Raw genomic sequence first — 9,568 nt, 5'->3', positions numbered from 1 at the left:
AGTTTGAGGCGCGCAACAACAGACCTGTTTTGCTGAACGAACCGCGATAGGCATCTGTCCGCGCCGAAAGAGCAGGCACGATGTGGAGGCGGCCAGACAGCGCATCACACCGAGCCCGCGCCGACCTTGTCGGCGCCGCACTTGCGTCCGCAACGCAGGTTCAGGGGTCGGGACTTCTGCACGGATCAAGTTGCCCGAGCAGGAGAACGAGGTCCTGCGCCGGGCGGCCGCGTACCTCTCGCAGGTCACCCCCTCCCCCGGGGGAAACGATGTCGCCGCTCGTCCGCGAGCTAGCCGCCGCAGATGCCCCGATCCGGGGGCCCGTGACGGTGACGTGCTGGGAAAGTCTGACTGACGCTCGGGCTCATGGCACCAATCCACGGTTCCCGTGGAATCTTCGCGCACCACCGTGCGCCCCGCGAAGCAGACGCCGCATTGCTGATGCAAACGCGCCAGATCAGTAGTACCAGGGGAACCCGGTCACGCTTGACGTCGAAAGTCATCGAGTGACGCCAACATGGGTTTGACCTGCGGAAACGTTCTGGCGGGTGACGAGACGTGACGGCGCTTGATGATCGTGCTGTGCACAGTACGTGCACAGTGTCGACGTCTCACAGCATCCGGCACCGGGGCTTTTGACCGCTGTTTGCGACCCCGGACCAGTCAGGCCTCTAGATCGACATGCCACGGCCGCAGGCCCCTGGACCTCGGACAACTTACGCCCCTCGCTCATGGGGCGTAGTGGTCCGCTTCCGCGGGGGCCCAGTAAGAGGATAGCCGCGTTCTCATGACCCGCGAGCCCCCGCTCCGGGCGACGCTGTTGCGGCGAGATCCAAGCGTTTGGATCTCGGAGCCGAGTCAGGCCGGTTCCTGAAGAGCAAGTCCCCCGGCTCCCTCTGATCGAAGGATCGACACCCACGCCGAGCAGCTCCTGGCCGGACTGACCGAAGCACCCGCGTGGCCCACGCTGCGCTCCCACCTCGCACTCATCGCGCTCGAGGAACACAGCCCGTTGAAGGTACTCAGCGCCGCCGTCCAGGTCGGCTCGCTGGCCGATGCCCGGGACCCGGCCGCCGTCGTCGACGCACGCATCGACGACCTCCTCACCAGCCGCGCAGACGAGTTCGCAACGACGCTCGCGCGCGACCCCGACCGACCCGCAGCGATTCAGAGCCCGCTCCGCTGGCTTCCAGGGATCCCCGGACCTGAGCGAGAACCACGACTGGGGTCCCTTCACCGCCGCCTACGGACAGCTGGTGGCCGAACAGATCGAGGCCGTTCGCACCGAGGCCCGCGGATGGACCGACGCCACCGCCCCCGTCTGGGCACAGCCGTTCCTCGAGGACGAAGACACCGAACTGCGCGCCGACGTCTTGCAGGGAAGAACGACACCATCAACGCCGAGCACGCCGCACGGCAGCTGCTTGCCGGCCACGGCCTGTCGACGCCCAAGACGGCCGACCGCGCAGTCGGGTCGAGGGAAACCGAAGTGAACGTCTTCGCGGCGAGACCGACCAGCCTGCCGCCAACCAGAGCAGCAATCGCAGCCAACCCCTATGGGAAGGCGCCGAGTACCCGCCGCAGATGCTGGGTGTCCGAACTCCCATGTTTGAGGGCTAGTCGAAGACGATGACGCCGCGTAGGTTGCGGCCGGCGAGCATGTCGGCGAAGCCTTCGTTGACTTGATCCAGCGTGTAGGTGCGGGTCACCAGCTCGTCGAGCTTGAGTGAACCTTCCTGGTAGAGCCTCAATAGTTTGAGGATGTCGGCGCTCGGGGACAACATGCCGTAGAGCGCGCCCTGAAGCCGCTTTTGCATCATTGCGAGTTCGACGACTGGGATCGGTATTCCGACCGTTGGGCCTCCGCCGGTCACGACGACCGTTCCCGCCTTGCGGATCGCGGTGTGTGCTTGAGCGACGTGCTCTCCGGTCGTGACGCCCACGGTCACGATCGCGATGTCGGCGCCTTGGCCGTTCGTGTAGCTGCGTGCGACCTCGGTCGCCTCCTCCATCGAGGCATAGGACTCGGTTGCACCGAATTCCTTGGCCTTGTCGCGCTTGAACTCGACGGGGTCGACGGCGATGACGTGACTGGCCCCAGCATGAGCCGCGCCCTGTACCGCGTTGATACCGACTCCGCCGATGCCCATCACGATGACCGTGTCACCTGGTCGGACTGGGCCGGCAACGACGGCAGAGCCCCAGCCGGTAGCCACACCGCAACCGACGAGGCATGCCTTGTCGAGCGGGATTTCCTTGGGCACCTTGACGGTAGACAGAGTGCTGGCCGTGGTGTACTGGGAAAACGTCGATATGCCACCCATCTGGGCGACCGGTTTCCCATCGAGCTGCATGCGGAACGAGCCGTGCTCGGTGATGCGATCGCCCTCAAGGATCCTGGAACCGTAATCGCAGAGATTCTGCATGCCCGCAGCACACCAACGGCAACGCCCGCAACCTGGGATGAAGGAGAAAACCACGTGGTCGCCGACCTGGAATCCCGACGTGTTCGGCCCGACCTGTTCGATGACCCCGGCACCTTCGTGGCCACCGCAGATGGGGTAGGTACCCGACAGCATGTCGCCGACCATGAGATGAGCATCGGAGTGACACAGGCCCGACGCGACCACCTTGACCAGGACCTCGTCCTGGCGCGGCTCGTCCAGATCGACTTCAACAGTCTCCCACAGCCCCGGCGATTGCCGCATCACGGCTGCCTGCGTCTTCATAGTCTCTCCTCTGCTGGGTGCATGAATCTGGTAATCGGTCATTCCACTGCCTGCCGTCGAGCGCGAGCGGGGAACCGCTCGCGCTCGACTTCGGCCTTACGCAACGAGCTACTTGATGTAGATCTTGCCGTCGATGTCTTCCAGCGCGAGGTTGCGGAAGTCGGTCTGCTTCGCCGCCACCACCGGATCCGTATACGTCCCCGCGTTGGCCTTGGTCACGACCTCTCCTCGGAGCCAGAGCGTCGAGGGCAATGGCTGGTTGCACGCGGCCTTCAGGGCTGCATACGCCAATGCATTCCCGGTGCGAGCGTTCCCACCGTCGACGACACCGTAGAGCTTCCCGCTCTCGACCAGTTGCCAGGTAGACTGCGCCTGGCCCTGCGTGACAATCGCGGGGTGGAAACTCCCGTCAACCGCGGACGCGGCGCCGGCCGCGGGCTCATCGGAGATGCTCCAGATTCCGGCGAGGCTGCTACCGTACTTCTGCTTCCAGGTATCCACGATATTGCGAGCAGTCGGCGAATCCAGTTTGGGCACCACCGTCTCGGCAACAACGTCGAGCCCGTACTGCTTCGCGTACTTCTCGAAAGCCAGCCGAGCCTCAGTCATGACCGCAGCGACGTCCGGGGGAACCAGCGCGGCCACCTTGCCGCCCTTGCCGACCTTTTCGGCCAGCAACTTGACCGCCGCCTGCACATTCCAGTCCACGTCGGTACGCAAGCTCGAAGCGTAGGGACCAAGATATTCGGCCGACGGTTCCTGCCCGACGAGCTTGACGCCCTTCGCCTCGGCCGCCTGGTAGAAGGGAACGAGTGCCTGGTCACTCAGCGGATTGATGATCAGTGCCTTGGGGTTGAACAGAAGCAGCGACTGCCCCTGCGACATCTGCGCACCCGGATCCAGATTGGCGTTCTCGGTCTTGACCGTGGCCCCGGCACTCTCAAGATTGGACTCAATAATCTGAGTAAACTGCACGAAGGTGGTGTTCCCAAAAGGTGCCAAATATCCGAAGGTAGCGCCCTTGGCTCCCGAGCACCCGGCAGGTGTCGCCATATACTCCGCCGCACTCAACTGCTTCGCGGGAGGAACCGAACTCGACTGGTCCCCGCTACCCGTGTTCGTGGAACTTGAGCACGCCGCCACCACCAGCATCAGCGCCGCCAACGAAACTGCCCACATGCCGCGCCCGCACCGCCGAGCGCGCGACGACCGCGACAATCGCGGCCCTGCCTCCATCAGAAACATTTTGACCACCAATCGGGATTATCTGCACGATCAATCCGGCGTGTTGCCCGCGGACGATATTCAGACAGTCACAGACCCGGCAACAGCAGTGGTTCGGTAGACGGAACAGTGCATTGCCCATTCGATGATCTGCCGCAGTGGTTTGAAGAAGCGAGCGGCGGGTCGTTCAGTCTCGCCCCTTCGGGCTCGGCGCAGCAGGTCGATGCCGGTGGCGGCCAGGGTGGTTTCGAAGTCGCGGCCGTTAGCAGTCTTGTCCGCCATCAGCGTCTGCCCGGGCGTTCGTCATCGATGCCTACGCCCGGCGGATCCTGGGCTGGTCGGTGGCCACGACGATGACCAGCCAGTTCGTCGTCGACGCGGTCGAGCAAGCCATCTGGACCCGCGGCCGTGAGGGCCGTGGTAGCCAGGACCTGACCGGTCTGATCCGGTTCGTCGTATGACAACGCGCTGGCCGAGTCGGTGATCGGGCTCTACAAGCCCGAACTGATCAAGCCGCGGCGGCCGTGGAAGGGCCTCGACGACCTCGAGATCGCCACGGCCAAGTGGGTCGACTGGTTCAACCACCGGCGACCGTTCGAGTACTGCGACGACCTCACGCCAGTCGAAGCCGAGGCCGATCACTACGCTCACCACCAGACCCCAGCAATCGCTGGAGTCTCAAATTAGAAGGTCTCCGGACTTGCCGGGGCGGTTCACGATCACGAATCGACGATCAAGTGGCACGAGTCAGGCCCGATCAACCGAAGTGGTTGACCAGCAGTCTGACGCGGAGAGCCGCGGCATCGGACACGAAATAGCCAAACTCAGCCATGGACCGGCTCCTCCACCACCTAAGCGTCCGGAGCGTCTGCGAGCAACACGGCTTTCGTCTCGAGATACGGAAGCAGTCCAGCCAGTCCGCCTTCGCGGCCTACACCGGACTGCTTGAACCCGCCGACGCCAATCTGGACATCGAAGTTGAACGAGTTGTGCGAGATAGTCCCGGCTCTGATCTGACCCGCAACGGTGCGGGCTCGGTTCGTGTCGGCGGTGAATACCGCGCCGGCCAAGCCGTAGATAGTGTCGTTCGCGAACCGCACGGCCTCGCGGTCGTCGGCGGCGCGGATCACGCTCAGGACAGGCCCGAAGATCTCCTGTTGCGCCAGCTCGGAGGAGTTGTCGACGTCAGCGAACAGGGTGGGTTCGATGTAGTACCCGCGTGTGAGGTGCGCCGGCCGCTTGCCACCGGTGATCAGCCGCGCTCCGGCGGCGACTCCCCTGTCGATGAATCCCTCGACGCGATCCCGCTGCCGGCTCATGGCCAGGGGGCCCATTTGCGTCTCCGGATCGAACGGCGACCCCACCCGGACCCCAGCGAAGTTCGCGGCCAAGGCATCGACGAGTTCGTCGTAGCGGTCACCAGAGACGATGACCCTCGTCAGCGAGGCGCACACCTGGCCGCTGGCCAGACACTGCTGGCCGGCCAGAACCGCAGCGGTCTGTGCGATGTCGGCGTCGTCGAGCACGACGGCTGCAGACTTGCCGCCGAGCTCGAGGGTGTAGCGCCCGATTCGCTCGCCGAGGATCGAGGCGATCCGCCGTCCCGCCGCCGTGGAGCCGGTGAAAGCGATCTTGTCGACACGGGGGTCGCGGACCAACAGCTCCGAGACGTCACGGTCAGCGGTCACCACGTTGATAACACCCGGCGGGAGGCCGACGGCCTCGGCGATCTCGGCGAAGACGTATGCCTCTCCCGGAGCCTCGGGCGACGCCTTGACCACGACCGTGCATCCAGCGAGCAAAGCTGGTGCGACCTTGACGACCAACAACGCAAGCGGTGAGTTCCAAGGGATGATGGCACCGACCACACCAACGGGCTCGCTGACGCGTAGACCGAAGGCACCATTGGCCGCCGACTCGTAGCGCTCCTCGAACGGGTAGGTCGCCGCCAAGCCCGCGTAATACTCAAGCGTGTGTGCGTCTCCCTCGGACATGTTGAACGCCAGCCCCTGAAGGACACCAGCCTGACGTGGCCAAACCTCAGCGATATCGGGGATCCGCGCACGCAACTGGCCGGCCATCGCCCGCAGGTAGCCGGCACGCTCCTCGTGCGTCAGACGTGGCCACGGACCTTCGTCGAACGCCGCTCGGGCAGCACTGACAGCGTGGTCCATGTCCGCGGCCTGCGCCTCCGCGACCTGGAAATAGAGCTCTTCGGTACCGGAATCGATGACATCGATGGTCGCCGTCGACGACGGGGCCACCCATTTGCCGTCGATGAACAGTCGATCAGGATGCTGCAGCGGAACGGCAGCCGTATTCAAGGTCGTCATGAGTGAGGATCTGCCTCTCGTTAGCCGCCAGCGGTTTCACTCGAAACACCGACGTGCAGCGGAAGATAACGGCACCAACGCCGATATCAGAACAATATTCACATCAGTTTCGAGGTCGACTTCTCAGTCGTCGACGTTCTCGCCGGTGCCATTGCGAAGCCGATCGATGAGTACCGCCAAGATGAGAACAACACCGATAATGATGTCCTGCCAGGCCGACGCTATCCCCACCAAGACAATTCCGTTCTGCACTACAGCCATAAACAGGACACCAAATAGTGTTCCTAGGAGCGTGCCCTTCCCGCCCCGAAAGGACGTTCCACCGACCAACACCGCGGACCCGGCAAGCAATACGATGCTGATCCCTGAATCAGGGGTCGCGGCCTGCAGGCGGCTTGTGTTGATCAACGCGGCTAGTCCGGCACACAATGCCGCCACTCCCCACACGGAGATCCGGATAGCTGTGATATTAATTCCTGCCATCCGTGCAGCAGCAGGGTTGCCCCCAATCGCATAAATCACTCGGCCGTAACCTACGTAACGGAGGACAAATATACCCAGCAAGAGCACACCAAACGCTATTAGCACGATATAGGGGACGGACAGAAATGTCCCCGAGCCTAGCTCGGTAAGCCACGTGTACTGGTACAGCGGGATCGACTGGCCATCCGTACTTAGATACGCAAGCCCCTGATAAACCGACATCGTACCCAACGTCACTACCAGGAACGATATCCTCACCTTAGCGACGAGGAAACCATTAACGGCCGCACCGAGAACAAAAGATCCAAGAAGCACGAGGACAACGGTCGCCCAAGCAGGAAAACCAAACCTCAGAAGCTCCCAGATACCAACAGAAGCCAAAGCCATCGTAGAGCCGAGCGAGAGGTCGAACCCCCCGACGAGCATCACGAACGTCAGGCCAACAGAAGCAACGAGCAACACCGCGGAAGCATCCAGAACATTGATAAGATTCGCGCTCGTTCTAAACTGAGGCGAGATAATACTCAACGTGATTATCAGCGCGATTAACACACTGCCGACACCGGTATATTGCTTCACAGCAGCAGCCGTGCGGCCAGATGCCCCCTGCAGCCATACCGCACGACCACTGGCGCCCACCGCACCAAAACGTGGTCCAGAATCGCCGGCATGCGCACCGTCGCCGACAAGCCGTTCCTGAGTTTCAGACTCGCTAGACATCGAGCGCTCCCCGCGTGCTATACATTACGATCTCCTGTTCGGTGGCCGATTCACCCGAGATCTCGCCGACGAGTTCCTTTTCGAAAAGTACAAGAATACGATCACATAAACCCAACAGCTCAAGCATGTCTGACGTCGCCAGCACCACCGCTTTGCTCGCCTGTGTGACCTCGCTGATGAGATGGTAGATCTCCTGCTTAGCGCCGATATCGACGCCGCGCGTAGGCTCATCCAGCAACAAAACCATCGGATCGGACGCCAACGCCCGCCCTATAACAACCTTCTGCTGATTCCCGCCCGACAACGAGGTAACAGGCGCGTGGATAGAACTACATTTGATCCGCATATTTCGCACAGCATCAGCCGCACGCCGCCGTTCCTCCGCCGCCCTCGTCCGGTGCAGTACACGGTGAGAACTCAGCGAGACATTCAAACAGATCGAACCAGACAGCACGAGCCCCTGAGCATGACGATCTTCAGGAACCATACTGACTCCCGCCTGGACAGCCGCATGCGGCCTATTCGCAGGAATCGACGTCCCATTGACGCTAATCTCCCCACCCTCACGCCAAGACCCCGCGATACTCGCCAACAACGAACTACGACCAGCACCGCCCAATCCGGCAATCCCAACCACTTCTCCAGCTCGCACCTGAAACGAAATCGGTCGCGCGGACTCGCGAAGCACCAGTTCCTCAACCGACAACACCGGCTCGCCGACCACCGACGGGACACGCTGGAAAAGGTCGTCAAGTTCACGACCCACCATCAACTCGGTAATCACGCTATCGGTCGTCAACTCGTCTCGGCCCAACTCGCCCGACACGCGACCATCACGCAACACCACCACACGCTCAGCCAGCCGCCGGATCTCCCGCAACTTATGAGTCACGAACAAGACAGCAAGACCATCAGCAGCAAGCTTCTCCAACACACAGAACAGTCGTTCCGGGTCGATCATCCTCGTCGTCGCCTCATCAAGGATGAGCAAGTCCGGCGTAGTAGCCAGCGCCTTCGCGATCTCCACCAGTTCACGATCAACCGCGCTCAACGACGCAACCACAGTCGACGGAGAGCACGAAACCCCCACCATCGTCAGCAAAGGCTGCACATCCGTCTCAAGTTGACGACGACCAACCAGACCGTAAGTACGCCCAACCTTCGCAAGAGAAATATTCTCCGCGACACTCATGTCCGGCACCAACGTAGGTTCCTGCGACACCAACGCAACCCCATGCCGCAGCCCGTCCCGAGGACTCTCCAAACGCACGGGCGCCCCATCGATACGAACCTCGCCCGCATCCGCCGATAGTGCCCCGACAATGACCTTGGCCAGGGTGGACTTGCCGGATCCGTTCTCACCGGCGAGCGCCACGATCTCGCCGCGCCGGATCGTCAGCGACACACCTTCGAGTGCGCGAACTGCGCCGTACGCCTTGCTGATCTGGACGGCCTCAAGCAGTGCCTGACCTGTTGGCGAAGGCGGCGGCACGTTGGTCGAATTCACTTGACCTCTCAGAGGATTGGGAGCCCGCGCACCTGCACTCGCTCACTGTGGAGTGATTCTTGGTGTTGACGCAGACAGTGACGAGCGCATCGGTCCGTTGAGCGGAATGACGCGGCACATTCATCGCCCAAACGAACCGACAGGGCCAGCGCGCTCGCTGACGTGCTCAACGGTTCCCGCCCCCGGCCCGTTGTCGTCGTGACGGTGCCCGCCGGCCGGGCCGAGCCCTGAACCCTCATGACCGTCGGTGAGGTCGTTCCAGCACGCGTGGTGACTTCCGCGCCGCATTGGAACCTCCGACTCAGCGAGGTCGACGATGATGTATCAATCGCCGACGCGCCGTCGCTTCTGGTCGGCGGTCCGCCGTGGCTCGTTGAGGAGTCGGACGAGCCCGTTGTCGAGGAGCCGCGCCCCCTCGTTTCGTTGCCCTCTCTCCCACACCCGACGAGTCTGTCTGATCAGGTCGACGTCGAAGTCGCGTCGGTCGCTCTCAGCGCTCCTCCCGTCGTACGCCCCAACCCGGCCATGCTCGATCGCGGCAAACTGCGGCCCCACCCCTGGGACCCCTCCCC

Annotated in this window: 6 protein-coding genes and 1 pseudogene; 1 reads left to right on the top strand and 6 read right to left on the bottom strand. The window is 62.8% G+C overall.

Features of this window, described 5'->3' with window-relative positions; genetic code table 11:
- Positions 1 to 1,616 precede the first annotated feature (1,616 nt).
- The 3 genes from WMR31_RS06610 to WMR31_RS06600 all read right to left on the bottom strand — a co-directional run bounded on the left by WMR31_RS06610 (position 1,617) and on the right by WMR31_RS06600 (position 4,235).
- A complete protein-coding gene (locus WMR31_RS06610) occupies positions 1,617 to 2,729 on the bottom strand; it encodes an NDMA-dependent alcohol dehydrogenase (RefSeq protein WP_340537988.1) in 1,113 nt (370 codons plus the stop codon).
- Positions 2,730 to 2,837: 108 nt separating this feature from the next.
- Positions 2,838 to 3,782: a sugar ABC transporter substrate-binding protein gene (locus WMR31_RS06605; protein WP_340537987.1), complete on the bottom strand. Its 945-nt coding sequence runs from the start codon at positions 3,780 to 3,782 to the stop codon at positions 2,838 to 2,840.
- Between the two features lie 252 nt (positions 3,783 to 4,034).
- Positions 4,035 to 4,235 carry a hypothetical protein gene (locus WMR31_RS06600; protein WP_340537986.1) on the bottom strand — a complete coding sequence of 67 codons (201 nt, stop codon included), beginning with the start codon at positions 4,233 to 4,235 and terminating at the stop codon, positions 4,035 to 4,037.
- 14 nt (positions 4,236 to 4,249) lie between these two features.
- On the opposite strand from WMR31_RS06600, the pseudogene WMR31_RS06595 reads away from it, so the two are divergent.
- Positions 4,250 to 4,640, top strand: a pseudogene (locus tag WMR31_RS06595) (integrase core domain-containing protein); the annotation flags it as partial.
- Between the two features lie 164 nt (positions 4,641 to 4,804).
- Here the strand turns inward: WMR31_RS06595 and WMR31_RS06590 are convergent.
- The 3 genes from WMR31_RS06590 to WMR31_RS06580 all read right to left on the bottom strand — a co-directional run bounded on the left by WMR31_RS06590 (position 4,805) and on the right by WMR31_RS06580 (position 8,996).
- Positions 4,805 to 6,286: an aldehyde dehydrogenase gene (locus WMR31_RS06590; RefSeq protein ID WP_340537985.1), complete on the bottom strand. Its 1,482-nt coding sequence runs from the start codon at positions 6,284 to 6,286 to the stop codon at positions 4,805 to 4,807.
- Positions 6,287 to 6,409: 123 nt separating this feature from the next.
- The gene (locus tag WMR31_RS06585) at positions 6,410 to 7,489 is read right to left on the bottom strand and encodes an ABC transporter permease (RefSeq protein WP_340537984.1); all 1,080 of its coding nucleotides are present in this window, start codon (positions 7,487 to 7,489) and stop codon (positions 6,410 to 6,412) included.
- Positions 7,482 to 8,996, bottom strand: a complete 1,515-nt coding sequence (locus WMR31_RS06580) for a sugar ABC transporter ATP-binding protein (RefSeq protein ID WP_340537983.1) — start codon at positions 8,994 to 8,996, stop codon at positions 7,482 to 7,484. Before WMR31_RS06580 ends, WMR31_RS06585 begins: the two co-directional genes overlap by 8 nt.
- Between the last annotated feature and the right edge of the window lie 572 nt (positions 8,997 to 9,568).

The organism is Nocardioides epinepheli, from assembly GCF_037936805.1.
In the GTDB taxonomy this organism is placed as follows: Bacteria; Actinomycetota; Actinomycetes; order Propionibacteriales; family Nocardioidaceae; genus Nocardioides.
Note: the sequence above shows the minus strand (reverse complement) of the source record. Positions and strands in the feature narration are given on the sequence as shown.